A 15952-nucleotide genomic window follows, 5' to 3' on the forward strand; every position below is an offset into this window, starting at 1 on the left:
AACCGGGCCCGGCGTTGTACACAACCGGCAGCTCGGCGAACTGGGCCGCTGCGAGAGCGAGGGATGCCGGGGGCTGTGCACGACCAACGGCTCGCGATTCCGGGGCTGTCGAGTCGGCCGTGACGGCCCTGTGCACAGCTGCGGGCTCATCGAACTGGAGGCCGGACAGGCTGTGTATAACCGCCGACTATGCCGTTGCACGACCTCGAACCGCCTGGTCAGAAGGCTGTGGACAACTGTGGAAAGAGCTTCGTGCCAGGGGCCCGAGGTTCTGTCGCGGGCTGTGTGCAGCCGGCCTGGGGGTGGGCCGGCTCGGTTGTCCACAGACGAACAGCGGGGCTTGGCGGGGGCGGCCGTTCTGTGTCGGGACCGGCGGTCAGAGCTGCGGGTTTCGCTCGCCGTGACAAGAGCTGAGCGGAGCGTTGTCCCCAGGTGCCGGGAGGTTATCCACAGGGTCAGCGGTCGCCCGTAAGCGGTAATTCTCCGAATTCCTCAGCATTTGTCCACAGGCTGTGGGTAACGGCCGTGCTCACGAAGCGGAGTTCTCCACAGGGGCCGGCGGTCGATGGCTCCGAAATGCCGGCTGTTCCGCCCGGAGATCGCCCCCGACGCCGCTCATCCCCAACCGTAGTTTGTCAACGGTGGGACGAGACGGCTTCGTGCCAACGTTGTCCACACCAATCCACAGGCGTTCACAGGGGTTTATCCCCAGCGGTGGACAACGGGTCGCTTCGCTCCCCACAGATGTGGACAAGGCCTGGGGAAATCGATGTGGACAAACACAGAGAGTCATCTGAGTTTCCACCGCCTGTGGACGCGTGTGGATTTCCTGTTGAAGACTCTGGGGACGACGGGCCGTTGGCGTACCGACGTTGTCCACAGACCTGGGTACAAAACCCGTGGATATCCGGTGGATAGCCGGTGGATAACGGTGGACAACCGTCGTTCGGCTCGGTGCCTGTGGACGCGGACGGGGGTTTGTACCCTGGTTGCCCACATGTGAATCACCGGTGGATAACCCTGTGACCTGCAGAAACTCGAGTTCTCCACACTATGCACAGGACCGATGAAGACGACTGTTATCTCTCTAGGAGAAAACTAAAAGCAATCAACGGCGTTGTGGAACTTGTGGATGGTTGCCTGACGGCTCGCCGGTGCTCCGGCTCCTCAAGAGCTCACCGAGGTCCAGAGGTGGTTCAGGCGGTCGATGAGCCCGAGCCCGGAGCAAGTCATGAGACCGAGCAAGTCGTGAAGCTCGAGCAAGTCGTGAAGCTCGAGCAAGTCGTGAAGCTCGAGCAAGCCATGAGACCGAGCACGTCGTGAAGCCGAGCAAGTCATGGGCCAGAGCAACCCACGGGGCAAGCGAGCAACTGAAGACGCGACGAAGGACGGATGTCAGCCGACGACTGACGAGCACTGCCGAGCGACACGACCGGCGTACGGGAACCTCGGTCCCGACGACTGGCACACTGCGACCCACCGGGGCGGGTCGCAGCCGGTCACCATGGTGGACGACACTGATTAGGCCCTGATCGGCTCGACGAATAAGGTTCGTGGGGGTCGACGACGCCCCGACAGAAAGCGACGCGGAGGACAGCATGAAGTTCCGGGTGGAGCGAGACGCACTCGCCGACGCCGTGGCGTGGACGGCGAAGAGCCTGCCCAGCCGGCCGTCGGTGCCGGTGCTCGCCGGCGTCATGCTGCGCGTCACCGACAGCCGCCTTCAGGTCTCCGGCTTCGACTACGAGGTCTCCAGCCAGGTCACCGTCGACGTGCAGGCCGACGCCGACGGCGCCGCCCTCGTGTCCGGCCGGCTGCTCGCCGAGATCACCAAGGCGCTGCCGGCCAAGCCGGTGGACATCGCCGCCGTCGGGGCGCATCTCGAGCTGGTCTGCGGCAGCGCCCGCTTCACCCTGCCGACGATGCCGGTCGAGGACTACCCGAGCCTGCCCGAGATGCCCTCGAGCGCCGGCACGGTCGACGCGGCCGCCTTCGCCGCCGCCGTCGCCCAGGTGGCCATCGCCGCCGGGCGTGACGAGACGCTGCCGATGATGACCGGTGTGCGCATCGAGCTCAACGGGTCGAGCATGGCGATGCTGGCCACCGACCGCTACCGCCTGGCCATGCGCGAGATGGAGTGGAACCCGGACGACCCGGAGATCAGCCTCAACGCGCTCGTCCCGGCCAAGACGCTCAACGACACCGCCAAGACCCTCGGCCCGCTCGGCGGTTCCGTCGTGCTCGCGCTCGCTCAAGGCAATGCGGGCGAGGGCATGATCGGTTTCGCCGGTGGCACCCGCCGCACGACGAGCCGGCTGCTCGACGGCGCGAACTACCCGCCGGTCCGCTCGCTCTTCCCGGCCAGCAGCAACGCGCAGGCCCAGATCGGTGTGGCCGCCCTCGTCGAGGTCGTCCGCCGTGTCGCGCTGGTCGCCGAGCGCACCACCCCGGTGCTGCTGAGCTTCAGTGAGGACGGTCTGGTCGTCGAGGCCGGTGGGACCGAAGAGGCCCGGGCCAGCGAGGCCATGGAGGCCACGTTCACCGGCGAGCCGCTGACCATCGGCTTCAACCCGCAGTACCTGATCGACGGTCTGCAGAACCTCGGCGCCCCCAACGCGCTCTTCTCGTTCGTCGACGCATTCAAGCCCGCTGTGATCTCCCCCGCATCCGAAAACGGCGAAATCGTGCCCGGTTACCGCTATCTGATCATGCCGATCCGGGTAACCCGCTGATACTGAAGGTTGTTCAGGGCCTACCTTGACCGGCGATCTGCCACATGTCACCGCTTTGGTCTCCAACGCCCTGAATAATCTTCAACGGGCAGGAAAGCAACGCTCATCTAGGGGGACACCATGCAGCTCGGCCTCATCGGTCTCGGCCGAATGGGTGGGAACATGCGCGACCGGATCCGCGCAGCCGGACACGAGGTGGTCGGCTACGACCACCACCCGGAGAACAGCGACGTGGCCAACCTGGCCGAACTGGTTTCGAAGCTCGCCGCTCCGCGAGTCATCTGGACCATGGTCCCGGCCGGCCAGATCACCGAAGACGCCATCACCGAGCTCGCCGGGCTGCTCGAGCCGGGCGACATCATCGTCGACGGCGGCAACTCCAAGTTCACCGACGACGGGCCGCGGGCCGAGCGCCTCAAGCCCAAGGGCATCAAGTACCTGGACGTCGGCGTCTCCGGCGGCATCTGGGGCAAGGACAACGGGTACGCCCTGATGGTCGGCGGTGACGCGGAGGACGTCGCCAAGGTGCAGCCGATCTTCGACGCGCTCAAGCCGGCCGGCGAGTTCGGCTTCGCGCACGCCGGCACGCACGGCGCCGGCCACTACGCCAAGATGATCCACAACGGCATCGAGTACGGGATGATGCAGGCGTACGGCGAGGGTTACGAGATCCTCATCGCGTCCGAGCTCGTCCACAACGTGCCCGCCGTGATCAAGAGCTGGCGTGAGGGTTCCGTCGTCAAGTCGTGGCTGCTCGACCTGCTCGACCGGGCGCTCGACGAGGACCCGACGCTGTCCGGCCTCAAGGGCTACGTCGACGACACCGGCGAGGGCCGCTGGACCGTCGACGAGGCGATCCGCCTCGCCGTGCCCGCTCACGTCCTAGCTGCCTCGATCTTCAACCGGTTCGAGTCGCGTCAGGATGACTCGCCCGCGATGAAGGCTGTGGCGGCACTCCGTCAGCAGTTCGGCGGCCACGCCGTCAAGCGCTGAGGCACACGTGTACGTACGCCGGGTCGAGCTGGCCGACTTCCGTTCCTACGAGCGGGTGGCGGTTGATCTCGAGCCCGGCGTGTCCGTGCTGGTCGGTCAGAACGGCATGGGCAAGACCAACCTGATCGAAGCGCTGGGTTATGTGGCCACTCTGGACAGTCACCGGGTGGCCACCGACGCTCCGCTGGTGCGGGCGGGCGCGGCGTCGGCCGTGATCCGGTGCGCGATCGTCCACGAGGGACGTGAGCTGCTCGTCGAGCTCGAGATCGTTCCCGGCAAGGCGAACCGGGCCCGGCTCAACCGTTCGCCGGTGCGCCGCCCCCGCGAGGTGCTGGGCGCGCTGCGCATGGTGCTCTTCGCCCCAGAGGACCTGGAGCTCGTACGCGGTGATCCGTCCGAGCGGCGCCGCTACCTCGACGATCTCCTGGTCGCCCGGCAGCCCCGCTACGCCGGTGTGCGCTCCGACTACGACCGCGTCGTCAAGCAGCGCAACGCCCTGTTGCGTACGGCGTATCTGACCCGCAAGGTCGGTGGCAACCGTGGTCAGGATCTCTCCACCCTCGCAGTCTGGGATCAGCACCTCGCCCATCACGGCGCCGAGCTGCTGGCCGGCCGGCTCGAGCTTGCCGCGTCCCTGGGTCCGCACCTGACCAAGGCGTACGACGCGGTCGCGGCCGGCCGGACCGCGGCGGCCATCGCGTACGCGTCCCGGCTCGGCGACGGCCTCACGCCGGACCGCCCGGCCCTCGAGCAGGCCCTTCTCGACTCGCTGCAGGAGAGGCGCCCGGCCGAGATCGAGCGGGGCACGACCCTGGTCGGCCCGCACCGCGACGACCTGACCCTGGCTCTGGGCGACCTGCCGGCCAAGGGTTACGCCAGCCACGGCGAGTCCTGGTCGTTCGCGCTGGCGCTGCGTCTGGCCGCGTACGATCTGCTGCGTTCGGACGGCATCGAGCCGGTGCTGGTGCTCGACGACGTGTTCGCCGAGCTCGACGGTGGGCGGCGCGAGCGGCTGGCCGCGCTGGTGTCCGACGCCGCTCAGCTGCTGGTGACGTGTGCCGTGCCCGAGGACGTGCCGGCCGCCCTGCGCGGCGCCCGCTTCGACGTGACGACCGGATCGGTGACCCGTGCCTAGCGACAACGACCGCGAGCGTCACGACGAACTCGTGCGCGAACGCCACCAGGGCCTGGCCCGCGAGCGCAACGCCGACCTGTCCCGCGGTCTGCGCGAAGACCTCGTCCGCGAGCAGCGCCCGCCGCGCGCCCGCGGTGACCGCCCCGACGCCCCGTCCACAGCGGAACGGTTTTATCCACAGGACGACCCCGACGGTCTGGCCCGCGAGGTGCTGGGCGCGGCCGACGACGGCTGGTACGCGGCCGAGGGCGCCCGAGATCGCGATGAGAAGCCCGCAGAGCCTTCCCCGGCAGTCGACCATGGTCCCGCCGGGGGAGAGGCCGTCTCGGAGGCTCAGGAGGGCGCTGAGGGCTCCGGGCCGCAGTTGGCGCGGGCCGTGCTCGATGCCGCCCTGGCGAAGCGCCGGGAGGCCGCGCGCAACCCCCGGCGGCGCTCCGGCGGCTCGGGTGAGGGCTCGGGCAAGCGGCTGCGCGGCTATTCGGGGCCCGGGCCCGACCCGCGCGACCCCGCCCTGTTCGGCGACATGCTGCAACGGCTGATGAAGGCACGCGGCTGGGAGCGCCCCCGGGCCGAGGCCACGGTCTTCGGCGCCTGGGAGAAGGTCGTCGGTCCCGACATTGCCAAGCACAGCCGCCCGATCAAACTGGACGCCGGTGTGCTGACCGTCGAGGCCGAGTCGACCGCCTGGGCCACCCAGCTGCGCATGCTCGCGGCCAAGCTGCTGCGCAGCATCGCGGTCGAGGTCGGCCACAACGTCGTCACCAAGCTCAACATCCACGGCCCGGCCGCGCCGTCGTGGGCCAAGGGACCCCGCCGCGTGCAGGGCCGGGGCCCCCGCGACACCTACGGCTGATCGAACGCCGGCGACCGGGTTTTGGGCGTCACCATTTACGCAGGTCGCCCGGGTGGGTCACGCGTCAGCGGCCAGCTCGGCCCGCCCGGGCCCTCGGCGTGAGCGACGGTCTGTACCCACCACCCCGCTACGACCTCCAGCCCTTGACCTTGATCTGGACGCTCTTAATAGTCCGCAAAAACGGCAAACCCTCGTTCGGCGCAGCGGCGGTAGAAGCCGGCCAGGATCGCCAGCTCGGAGCGGGCGAAAGTCCAGTGCGGGGCGTTGCCGGCTTCGTCGCGCAGGGCGGACAGGCGATGGTCGAGCCACCGGAGCTGCTGCTCGGCGAGCCGGCCGGCGGCGACCGCGTCCCGCATGACCTGCGCCACCGTGTCGAAGGTGACCAGGTCGCCGTGCCTTTCGTGGCCTTCGACGAAACGCTCGAGACCGCCGGCGATCCAGGCGCAGCCGTCCGGGTCGATCACCGGGTCCTCGTCCTCGGCCGCGGCGTCGGTGGCATAGAGGACGCCGTCGAGACCCAACAGAAGATCAACCAGTTCCGTGTACGCCGTGGCGCGCACCGTGCCCGTCTTGGCGATGTGCAGCGCCAACGCTCCGGTGGGCGCGGCGATCTCGGGCGCGTCGGCGATCGCCCCGAAGTCGACGAACTCGGCGGGAGCCACCGGGTCGTAGTACTGATTCGTCCGCGGCCAGTGGACCGCGACGTTGTCCAGCCCCTTGTCGTGCGCCATGTGGGGGCCACCCCTCCTCGACCTGCGTCGCGGCTTTCCGGCCACTACCGGCCCGCGCGGGCAGAGGTTACGACACAAACCCCAGCCACTGGGAGGCAGTGTCGCAGTGCGTGGCGGCGACCGGTGGAAGGCGCGCCCCGGTGGCGGGCCGCCGGATCACTTGCCATTGCGCGGGGCCCCCGTTCCGTGTAGGGGGAGACGCGGGAGCGACCCTCGACGCGTCTGTGGCAATCTCAGGCACCCGGAAGGGGTGCCGTACCCTCGCCAACTCGATTCGGCGGAGTAGAATCGATGGAGACCGGGAAAACCTCTGCGTGACGGTCACGGTTCGGGCCTGTCAAGGACGAAACGGACTTGCGTCGTCACGCTGCGCGGTTTTTCCAGCCGATCACGATCCGCGGGCCTGCCGCGGCGACCGGCGTGCACGGTTCCACCGGTGGTCCGCTCGCTCCTCCCCGCGGGTTGTCGCCTGTGGATCACCTTGCGTGCCGCCGCCCGCCGCGCGCCCGCTTACCCCGTGCGGGGGCCCGTCCGGGCCTCATCACGAGAAAGTGGCCGAGGGTGGCAGAGAACAAGGAATACGGTGCTGAATCGATCACCGTGCTGGAGGGCCTGGAGGCGGTACGCAAGCGTCCTGGCATGTACATCGGCTCCACCGGCGAACGCGGTCTGCACCACCTCGTCTGGGAGGTCGTCGACAACGCGGTCGACGAGGCGCTGGCCGGCTACTGCGACACCATCGACGTGGTTCTGCTGGCCGACGGCGGTGTCTCGGTCACCGACAACGGCCGTGGCTTCCCGGTCGACCTGCACCCCAAGCTCAAGAAGCCGGGCGTCGAGGTCGCGCTGACCGTGCTGCACGCCGGCGGCAAGTTCGACGGCAAGGCGTACGCGGTCTCCGGCGGTCTGCACGGCGTCGGCGTGTCGGTCGTGAACGCGCTCTCCCGCAAGATGTTCGTCGAGATCCAGAAGTCCGGCAATGTCTGGCGCCAGCACTACACGGCGTCCAAGCCGGGGCCGCTCGAGAAGGGCGAGACCACCGAGGGCACCGGCTCCATGGTGCAGTTCTGGCCCGACCCGACGATCTTCGAGACGGTCGAGTTCGACTGGCAGACGATCTATCGCCGGCTGCAGGAGATGGCGTTCCTCAACCGCGGGCTCACCATCAAGCTGACCGATCTGCGGCCCGAGTCGACCGACGACAACGGCGAGCCGCGCAAGGTCACCTTCATGTACGCCGGCGGCATCGCCGACTTCGTGCGCCACCTCAACGCCACCAAGAGCCCGATCCACAAGACGGTGGTCGAGTTCCAGGCCGAGGACAACGAGGCCCGCATGGCGGTCGAGGTCGCGATGCAGTGGAACGAGTCGTACGGCGAGTCGGTCTACACCTTCGCCAACCGCATCAACACCCACGAGGGTGGCACGCACGAGGAGGGCTTCCGGGCCGCGCTGACCGGTGTCGTCAACCGGTACGGCAAGGACAAGAAGCTGCTCAAGGGCGACCAGAACCTCTCCGGCGAGGACATCCGCGAGGGTCTGGCCGCGATCATCTCGGTCACCCTGGCCAACCCGCAGTTCGAGGGTCAGACCAAGACCAAGCTCGGCAACACCGACATGAAGAGCTTCGTCCAGAAGGTCGCGAACGAGCAGCTCGCCGACTGGTTCGACCGCAACCCGGCCGAGGCCAAGCAGATCATCACCAAGGCCGACCAGGCGGCCCGGGCCCGCATCGCCGCGCAGCAGGCGCGCAAGCTGGCCCGGCGCAAGTCGCTGCTCGAGTCGGGCTCGATGCCGGGCAAGCTGGCCGACTGCCAGTCGACCGACCCGCGGGAGTCGGAGCTGTTCATCGTCGAGGGTGACTCGGCCGGTGGTTCGGCCAAGCAGGGTCGCAACAGCCGCATCCAGGCCATCCTGCCGATCCGCGGCAAGATCTTGAACGTGGAGAAGGCCCGGATCGACCGGGTGCTCAAGAACAATGAGGTCCAGGCGCTGATCACCGCGCTCGGCACCGGCATCCACGAGGACTTCGACGCCGCCAAGCTGCGCTACCACAAGGTCGTGCTGATGGCCGACGCCGACGTCGACGGCCAGCACATCCAGACGTTGCTGCTCACCCTGCTGTTCCGCTTCATGCGGCCGCTGGTCGAGATGGGCCACGTCTATCTGGCCGCCCCGCCGCTCTACAAGATCAAGTGGAACAAGCGTGGCGACGACGCGCAGTACGCGTACTCCGACCGCGAGCGCGACGGGCTGATCGCCCTGCGTCAGCAGAAGAAGGCGAACGCGAAGCCGGACGACATCCAGCGGTTCAAGGGTCTCGGCGAGATGAACTTCCAGGAGCTGTGGGACACGACGATGGACCCGGCCACCCGGACGCTACGCCAAGTGACGCTCGACGATGCCGCCGTGGCCGACGAGCTCTTCAGCGTGCTGATGGGTGAGGACGTCGAAGCGAGGCGCTCGTTCATCCAGCGCAACGCCAAGGACGTGCGGTTCCTCGACATCTAGATGGCCGCCCGGCGACGCTGTATCCACAGCGTTGCCGGGCTTTCCACAGCGTTATCCACAGCAGGATGCGTAGTTTCGCCGTAACTGTCTGGTTTTACCTTGAGTAAGGGTTAACAGTGACTGACACTCCCGAAGCGCCCGACGGCGACGAGGCCCCGGACATCGGCGGCGTGGCCCAGCGGGTCGAGCCCGTCGGCCTCGAAGTCGAGATGCAGCGGTCGTATCTCGACTACGCGATGAGCGTGATCGTGGGCCGCGCCCTGCCCGACGTCCGCGACGGTCTCAAGCCCGTGCACCGCAAGATCCTCTATGCGATGTACGACTCGGGCTTCCGGCCCGACCGCGGCTACGTCAAGTGCGCCCGCGTCGTCGGCGACGTGATGGGCAACTACCACCCGCACGGCGACTCGTCGATCTACGACGCCCTGGTGCGCATGGGCCAGCCCTGGTCGCTGCGCTATCGGCTGATCGACGGCAACGGCAACTTCGGCTCGCCGGGTAACGACCCGCCGGCCGCCATGCGGTACACCGAGTCGAAGCTCTCGCCTCTCGCCATGGAGATGCTGCGGGACATCGACGAGGACACCGTCGACATGCAGGACAACTACGACGGGCGTACGCAGGAGCCGACGATCCTGCCCGCGCGCTTCCCCAACCTGCTGGTCAACGGCTCCGAGGGCATCGCGGTCGGCATGGCCACCAAGATCCCGCCGCACAACCTGCGCGAGATCGCGGCCGCCGTGCAGTGGGTGCTCGACCACCCCGAGGCCGACGAGCCCGAGACGCTCGAGGCGCTGCTCGAGATCGTCAAGGGCCCCGACTTCCCGACCTACGGCCTGATCGTGGGTCAGCAGGCGATCCAGGACGCGTACCGCACCGGCCGCGGCTCGATCCGCATGCGCGCCGTGGTCGAGATGGAGGAGGACTCGCGCGGCCGGCCGCAGCTGGTCGTCACCGAGCTGCCCTACCAGGTCAACCCGGACAACCTGGCCGAACGCGTGGCCGAGCTGGTCAAGGAGGGCAAGCTCACCGGCATCGCCGACATCCGGGACGAGTCCTCCGGACGTACGGGAATGCGGCTGATCCTGGTCCTCAAGCGGGACGCCGTGGCCAAGGTGGTGCTCAACAACCTCTACAAGCACACCCAGCTGCAGGAGACGTTCGGCGCGAACATGCTGGCGCTGGTCGACGGCGTGCCGCGCACGCTCAACCTCGCCCAGTTCATCCGCTACTACGTCGACCATCAGATGGAGGTCATCCGCAGGCGTACGGCCTTCCGCCTGCGGAAGGCCGAGGAGCGCGCACACATCCTGCGCGGTCTGGTCAAGGCGCTCGACGCGCTCGACGAGGTCATCGCCCTGATCCGGCGCTCGCCGACCGTCGACGACGCCCGCACCGGCCTGATCAACCTGCTCGACATCGACGAGGTGCAGGCCGGCGCCATCCTCGACATGCAGTTGCGCCGGCTGGCCGCCCTCGAACGGCAGCGGATCGTCGACGAGCTGGCGAAGATCGAGATCGAGATCGCCGACCTCAAGGACATCCTGGCCAAGCCCGAGCGGCAGCGGGCGATCGTCTCCGACGAACTCGGCGAGATCGTGCAGAAGTACGGCGACGAGCGGCGCACGCAGATCATCCCGTTCGACGGTGAGGTCTCGATGGAGGATCTCATCACGCGCGAGGACGTTGTGGTGACGATCACACGGACCGGTTATGCGAAGCGGACGAAGGTCGACCTCTACCGCTCGCAGAGGCGCGGCGGCAAGGGCGTCAGCGGCGCCACGCTGCGGCAGGACGACATCGTCTCGCACTTCTTCGTGATCTCCACGCACGACTGGATCCTGTTCTTCACGAACAAGGGCCGGGTGTACCGGGCCAAGGCGTACGAGCTTCCCGAGGCGGCCCGCGTGGCCAAGGGACAGCACGTCGCGAACCTGCTCGCGTTCCAGCCCGACGAGCACATCGCCCAGGTCATCCAGATCCCGAATTACCAGGTGGAGCCGTACCTTGTGCTCGCCACCAAGAATGGTCTCGTGAAGAAGACCCGGCTCGAGGAATTTGACTCCAACCGCAGCGGTGGCATCATCGCCATCAACCTGCGGGAGGACGACGAGTTGGTGGGCGCGACGCTGGCGGCACCGGAGAACGATCTGCTGCTCGTCTCCAAGAACGCTCAGGCGATCCGATTCAACGCAACCGACGAGGCGCTGCGTCCTATGGGCCGGGCCACCTCGGGTGTCATCGGCATGCGGTTCAGCGGCAGCGACGAACTCCTGGCCATGGAAGTGGTGCGGGAGGGTTTGGATGTGTTGGTAGCCACCAACGGTGGGTATGCGAAGCGGACGCCGATCGAGGAGTATCCCGTGCAGGGCCGGGGCGGCAAGGGCGTGCTCACCGCCAAGATCACGGAACGTCGTGGTGGACTGGTGGGCGCACTCGTGATCGACCCGGAGGATGAACTATTTGCCATCACCAGCAATGGTGGTGTCATCCGGACTCCCGTGAAGCCTGTACGGCGCACGCGGGATCGGAACACAATGGGGGTCAAGCTGATGGACCTCCCTGAAGGTGTAACCATCGTGGCGCTTGCTCGCAATGCCGACGAGCCTGACGAACAGGACTAGTTGATGCCGGAGACACAGGCGAAGTCGGGGGCCACGGGAGGCTCAGCGACTCCGAACGAGGCGGCCAAGAAGGACGGCGCCGCCCCGAACGGACGCGAAGCCGCGGCTCGTGCGGCGGCCCCCGCCGAAGCCCCGTCCCCGCCGAAGTTCACCAGGGCGCCGGGGATGGCCCCGCCGCCCGGTGAACCGTCCACCGACCAGGACGGCCCCGACTCGAAGCGGCCCGGAGGGGCCGTGAAGGGTTCGGCCAGCGTGCCCACCGTCACCAAGGGCAAGGGCGCCGCCCCCGGCAGCAGCTCCGGCCGGGTCAGCGTGCCGTCGGCAGCCAGCAAGCCCGGCACCACCACGGGCCCGCAGCAGCGGCCCGGCGGTGACACCGGCAGCGCGGCCAAGGCGGCCCGTCCGGCCGGCGGACCAGCCGGCCCAGGCGCGGCCACCGGCTCGGCCGCGGTCGGCGCGGCCCGGGTCACCGAGGCGGTCCGGTCGGCGCGGTCCACGGTCACGTCGGCGGCGGCGCGCGGACCCCGGCGGGCCCGGCTCAACCTCAAGCGGATCGACCCCTGGTCCGTGATGAAGTTCTCGTTCGCCGTGTCTGTGGTGCTCTTCATCGTGGTCGTCGTGGCCACCTCGGTGCTCTACCTCGCGCTCGACGCCATGGGCGTCTGGACCGAGGTCAACACCAGCCTCAAGGAACTGGTGACCGCCACCGGCAGCGAGAACTCCGGCTCCAGCGGCGGCTTCCAGATCACCGCGTGGGGTGTGATCGGCACGTCGATGCTGATCGGCGCGGTCAACGTGGTGCTGTTCACCGCGCTGGCGACGCTGGGCGCGTTCATCTACAACGTTTGCGCCGACCTGGTGGGCGGGGTCGAGCTGACCCTGGCCGAGCGGGACTGAACGACGCGTACAGGGTTCGGGAGCCACCCCCGTTTTGGTGGCTCCCAGCCCTGTGCGGTAACCTTCGGTGTCGCACTTGAGGGGCTATAGCTCAGTCGGTTAGAGCGCAGAGCTGATAACTCTGAGGTCGCTGGTTCGATTCCAGCTAGCCCCACGAGCAGCGGCGGCCCATGTCCGCACACACCGCGGACCTGGGCCGCTCGTCATATCTGCTCCGGGGGCCGAGCCCCCGGAAACCCCGCGTTACGGTGCCCGCTCTGGGCGAGCCGGTTGCGGTGGGGCGTTGCTCGTGGCCTTCGGCCACATCGGGGTCTGGGTCAAAATCTAGGATCTACTGGTGCGGCTGCTTTGGTTGCGTCGGGGTCTGGGGGTTGTTGTGGTTAAGAAGCTCCTGATTGTGGCTGGTGTGGTGGGGGCGGCTGCCCTTATCTTCAAGAGGGTCAAGGCGTCCAGCGATGAGCGGGCCCTTTGGCATGAGGCGACCACGGCGCCTGACCTGCGGTAAGCGGGCGGGTGCCTGGGGGCCCTAGCTCAACTGGCAGAGCACCGCCTTTGCAAGGCGGGGGTTAGGGGTTCAAGTCCCCTGGGCTCCACCGATACTTTTGCGAATCCCTCCGGGTTGCCGGGGGGATTTTTTGTGTCCTATGCGGACCTGGCCGGGGGCGATTGGGTCCGGGGTCACAGAGGTGGCGGGGGTTTGATCTACTGGCTCGGTGCGACGGCGGGCTTTGTTGACTCTGGTGGCCGGCGGGATGCTGGCGGGGTGTGGGTCCCGGACGGGTGCGCCGCCGACTACTGCCGCGTCCTCGTCGGCGCCGGCTCGGTCGCTGTCGCCGTCTGAGGTTGCCGTGGTCCGGGATGCGGTGGCCGGCGACTATGCGTGGTTCGAAGAAGTGGCTGATCTGCGCAAAGGTTTCTGCTTTGTCTGGGTGCGGGGGCTGCGGACGAATCAGGTGCTCGAGCGGATGGAAGCCAAGGAACTCGAGCGCATCGGGTGGCAGCAGATGGTGGGGGCCGGCGACGGGCAGCGCGGGGCCATCGAGAAGTACTACGTCGGGGTCACGCGGCTCGACGACGACTGGACGCTGATCATCGAGGACAACGGCGGGCTCGGCCGGGCCGACGAACTGCTGCGGTCGCTGTCGGACGGAACCACGATGATCTGCCTGTATCGGGCGGCCGACGGCAGCGGGCGGTTCCTGCTGATGGACGACCGGGCCGTGCAGCTCGACCTCGATCCGGCCTCGCCCGAACGGCGTACAGGAGTGCGGGCGGCCTCGCTGGCGAGCACCGTTTCGGAGGCCGGAATCGGGGGGTCCGGCGATTCCACGGCGGCGGCGTTTGCGCTGGCCGAGCGGCTTACCGGCGTACGGCTCAGCCTGGAATTGCTGCAAGATCGGACGTATCTGTTCAGCGAGGTACCAACCGGTCAGCGAAAGAGTCAATAGCCGTTCGGTTGTTGCAAGCCGGGCGTCGCCACGCCAACATCCACATGTGACGATGCGCACGGGCGACCTGCTCACCATTGGTGAAGCCGCGATCCTGCTGAGGTTCCCGCGGAGGCGAGTGCTGGACCTCTGCGCCCGAGGCCTGCTCCCGTACGTCAGCCTCGGCACGCATCGGAGGGTGCGCCGCGCCGACGTGGAGGCGCTGATCCACCCGGTGCTGACCCGCCTCGAACTCGAGCAGCTGTGGCTGCACCAGGCCATCGCCGCCCGGCTCACCGCCCAGCCGGCCGCGGTGCTGGCCACCGCCGAGATCAACATTCGCCGGCTGCGACGCCTGCACCCCGGCGGCAGCGAATGGGCCTGGCTCGACCGGTGGGAGGTGCTGCTGGCCGGCGACCCGGCGGCGGTGCTCGACGCGCTCACCTCCCCGGCGCAATACGCGATCCGGCTGCGTTCCGCCTCGCCCTTCGCGGGCGTACTGTCCGAAAGAGAGCGTCGCGCCGTGCTGGACGCGCTGGCCGAAAGCCGCCACGACCTGGCCCGGCCCATGCGGATGGACAGCCTCGAGCGGGTCATGCGCGCGGTCTGACCGCCCGTGTCTCGTCGATCACAAAACTAAAAAAGAACCTTATGTAATTCGCCGCGTCGGGCGGATAGTGAATCGGTTCCATGATTCGGTCGCGCGATGCGCCCGGGAGGTTCCGATGGCAATCACGATTCCCCACTTCACCACGACTGCGACCAAGGTCCGGGACGTCCTCGAGGCGATCCTCCAGACCCCGCTTCCCGTACGCCTGCGAGCCTGGGACGGCTCGACCGCCGGCCCTGCCGACGCGCCCGTCCTGGTCATCCGTCACCGCCGTGCGCTGCGCCGGCTGATGTGGCAGCCCAACGAGCTCGGCCTGGCTCGCGCGTACGTCGCCGGTGAGATCGACGTCGAGGGTGATCTCTACGACACGCTCAGCCGGCTGGCCGCGCTGCTCTGGCGCTCGCCCGACGTCAAGGACGTCCCGATCCGATCAATTGCGGGCGACCTCGTACGACTCGGCGTGCTCGGCACCCAGCCCAAGCCCCCGCCGGAGGAGATGATCGTCACCGGCACCCGGCACAGCAAGCGGCGCGACCGGCAGGCGATCAGCCACCACTACGACGTGGGCAACGACTTCTACCGCCTCGTGCTCGGACCGAGCATGGTCTATTCGTGCGCGTACTGGACCTCCGACCGGGTCGGCTACGAGCTCGCGGACGCGCAGCGCGACAAACTCGACCTGATCTGCCGCAAGCTCGGCCTGCGCCCCGGGCAGCGGCTGCTCGACGTCGGATGCGGCTGGGGCAGCCTGGCCATCCACGCCGCCCGCGAGTACGGCGTGCGGGTCGTCGGGATCACGCTGTCCACCGAGCAGGCCGAGTTCGCCCGCAAGCAGGTCGCCGAGGCCGGGCTGACCGAGCAGGTCGAGATCCGGGTCGAGGACTATCGCGATCTCGACGACGGGCCGTACGACGCGATCGCCAGCGTGGGCATGGCCGAGCACGTCGGCACCGGGCCCTACGCGGAATACGCGGCCATCCTCTATGCGCAGCTCAAGCCGGGTGGACGGCTGCTCAACCACCAGATCTCGCGCCTGCACCTGTCGCCGAAACAGCACCGCAGCTTCATCGACGCGTACGTCTTCCCGGACGGCGAACTGGCACCCGTCGGCACGACGATCACCATCCTGGAACAGGCCGGTTTCGAGGTACGCGACGTGCATGCGCTGCGCGAACATTACGGCCGTACGCTGCGCGCCTGGGTCGCCAACCTCGAGTCTGACTGGTCGACGGCCGTCCGGCTGACCTCGCCCGGACGAGCCCGGGTGTGGCGGCTGTACATGGCGGCGTCGGCGCTTGCCTTCGAACAGTCGCGCATCGGCGTCAATCAGGTCCTCGCCGTCAAAGATCACCGGGCCGGGGCGAGCGACATGCCGGCCACACGCAGTGATTACTCGGTCTGATCCGTTTCGGTCGTTTGAGCGGCCAGTCCTCATCGGC

12 protein-coding genes and 2 tRNA genes are annotated in these 15952 nt (G+C 68.1%); 13 read left to right on the plus strand and 1 reads right to left on the minus strand.

What is annotated here, in order from left to right; genetic code table 11:
* Window positions 1-1598: 1598 nt before the first annotated feature.
* From dnaN to ACZ3I4_RS27505, 4 genes are all read left to right on the plus strand, one after another.
* Complete coding sequence (gene dnaN / locus ACZ3I4_RS27490) at window positions 1599-2732, plus strand: DNA polymerase III subunit beta (RefSeq protein ID WP_465384902.1); 1134 nt, start codon at window positions 1599-1601, stop codon at window positions 2730-2732.
* 120 nt (window positions 2733-2852) lie between these two features.
* Window positions 2853-3725, plus strand: coding sequence for a phosphogluconate dehydrogenase (NAD(+)-dependent, decarboxylating) (gene gnd / locus ACZ3I4_RS27495; protein ID WP_465384903.1), 873 nt, complete (start codon window positions 2853-2855; stop codon window positions 3723-3725).
* Window positions 3726-3732: 7 nt separating this feature from the next.
* A complete protein-coding gene (gene recF, locus ACZ3I4_RS27500; protein WP_465384904.1) occupies window positions 3733-4860 on the plus strand; it encodes a DNA replication/repair protein RecF in 1128 nt (375 codons plus the stop codon).
* A gap of 211 nt (window positions 4861-5071) precedes the next feature.
* Window positions 5072-5713 carry a DciA family protein gene (locus tag ACZ3I4_RS27505; protein ID WP_465385058.1) on the plus strand — a complete coding sequence of 214 codons (642 nt, stop codon included), beginning with the start codon at window positions 5072-5074 and terminating at the stop codon, window positions 5711-5713.
* A 164-nt stretch (window positions 5714-5877) separates the two neighbouring features.
* Here ACZ3I4_RS27505 and ACZ3I4_RS27510 read toward each other — a convergent pair whose 3' ends face one another.
* Window positions 5878-6444 carry a hypothetical protein gene (locus ACZ3I4_RS27510; RefSeq protein ID WP_465384905.1) on the minus strand — a complete coding sequence of 189 codons (567 nt, stop codon included), beginning with the start codon at window positions 6442-6444 and terminating at the stop codon, window positions 5878-5880.
* Window positions 6445-7005: 561 nt separating this feature from the next.
* Here ACZ3I4_RS27510 and gyrB point away from each other — a divergent pair.
* From gyrB to ACZ3I4_RS27555, 9 genes are all read left to right on the plus strand, one after another.
* Complete coding sequence (gyrB, locus tag ACZ3I4_RS27515; protein WP_465384906.1) at window positions 7006-8955, plus strand: DNA topoisomerase (ATP-hydrolyzing) subunit B; 1950 nt, start codon at window positions 7006-7008, stop codon at window positions 8953-8955.
* 116 nt (window positions 8956-9071) lie between these two features.
* Window positions 9072-11579: a DNA gyrase subunit A gene (gene gyrA, locus ACZ3I4_RS27520; RefSeq protein ID WP_465384907.1), complete on the plus strand. Its 2508-nt coding sequence runs from the start codon at window positions 9072-9074 to the stop codon at window positions 11577-11579.
* 3 nt (window positions 11580-11582) lie between these two features.
* Complete coding sequence (locus tag ACZ3I4_RS27525; RefSeq protein WP_465384908.1) at window positions 11583-12476, plus strand: DUF3566 domain-containing protein; 894 nt, start codon at window positions 11583-11585, stop codon at window positions 12474-12476.
* Window positions 12477-12556: 80 nt separating this feature from the next.
* Window positions 12557-12630 (plus strand) — tRNA-Ile (locus tag ACZ3I4_RS27530).
* Between the two features lie 222 nt (window positions 12631-12852).
* Window positions 12853-12981: a DLW-39 family protein gene (locus tag ACZ3I4_RS27535; RefSeq protein WP_465385059.1), complete on the plus strand. Its 129-nt coding sequence runs from the start codon at window positions 12853-12855 to the stop codon at window positions 12979-12981.
* A gap of 15 nt (window positions 12982-12996) precedes the next feature.
* Window positions 12997-13069: transfer RNA gene (locus ACZ3I4_RS27540), tRNA-Ala, on the plus strand.
* Window positions 13070-13324: 255 nt separating this feature from the next.
* Complete coding sequence (locus tag ACZ3I4_RS27545) at window positions 13325-13924, plus strand: DUF6461 domain-containing protein (RefSeq protein ID WP_465384909.1); 600 nt, start codon at window positions 13325-13327, stop codon at window positions 13922-13924.
* Between the two features lie 52 nt (window positions 13925-13976).
* On the plus strand, window positions 13977-14513 hold the full coding sequence (locus tag ACZ3I4_RS27550) for a helix-turn-helix domain-containing protein (protein ID WP_465385060.1): 537 nt from the start codon (window positions 13977-13979) through the stop codon (window positions 14511-14513).
* A 115-nt stretch (window positions 14514-14628) separates the two neighbouring features.
* Complete coding sequence (locus ACZ3I4_RS27555; RefSeq protein WP_465384910.1) at window positions 14629-15915, plus strand: class I SAM-dependent methyltransferase; 1287 nt, start codon at window positions 14629-14631, stop codon at window positions 15913-15915.
* The last annotated feature ends 37 nt before the right edge of the window (window positions 15916-15952 follow it).

The organism is Actinoplanes sp. NPDC021490 (genome assembly GCF_055562135.1).

What these genes read in the sequence shown, in the direction of transcription:
- dnaN (WP_465384902.1), top strand. Translation starts at nt 1,599, where the DNA reads ATGAAGTTCCGGGTGGAGCGAGACGCACTCGCCGACGCCGTGGCGTGG.
- gnd (WP_465384903.1), top strand. Translation starts at nt 2,853, where the DNA reads ATGCAGCTCGGCCTCATCGGTCTCGGCCGAATGGGTGGGAACATGCGC.
- ACZ3I4_RS27510 (WP_465384905.1), bottom strand. Translation starts at nt 6,444, where the DNA reads ATGGCGCACGACAAGGGGCTGGACAACGTCGCGGTCCACTGGCCGCGG.
- ACZ3I4_RS27525 (WP_465384908.1), top strand. Translation starts at nt 11,583, where the DNA reads ATGCCGGAGACACAGGCGAAGTCGGGGGCCACGGGAGGCTCAGCGACT.
- ACZ3I4_RS27550 (WP_465385060.1), top strand. Translation starts at nt 13,977, where the DNA reads ATGCGCACGGGCGACCTGCTCACCATTGGTGAAGCCGCGATCCTGCTG.
- ACZ3I4_RS27555 (WP_465384910.1), top strand. Translation starts at nt 14,629, where the DNA reads ATGGCAATCACGATTCCCCACTTCACCACGACTGCGACCAAGGTCCGG.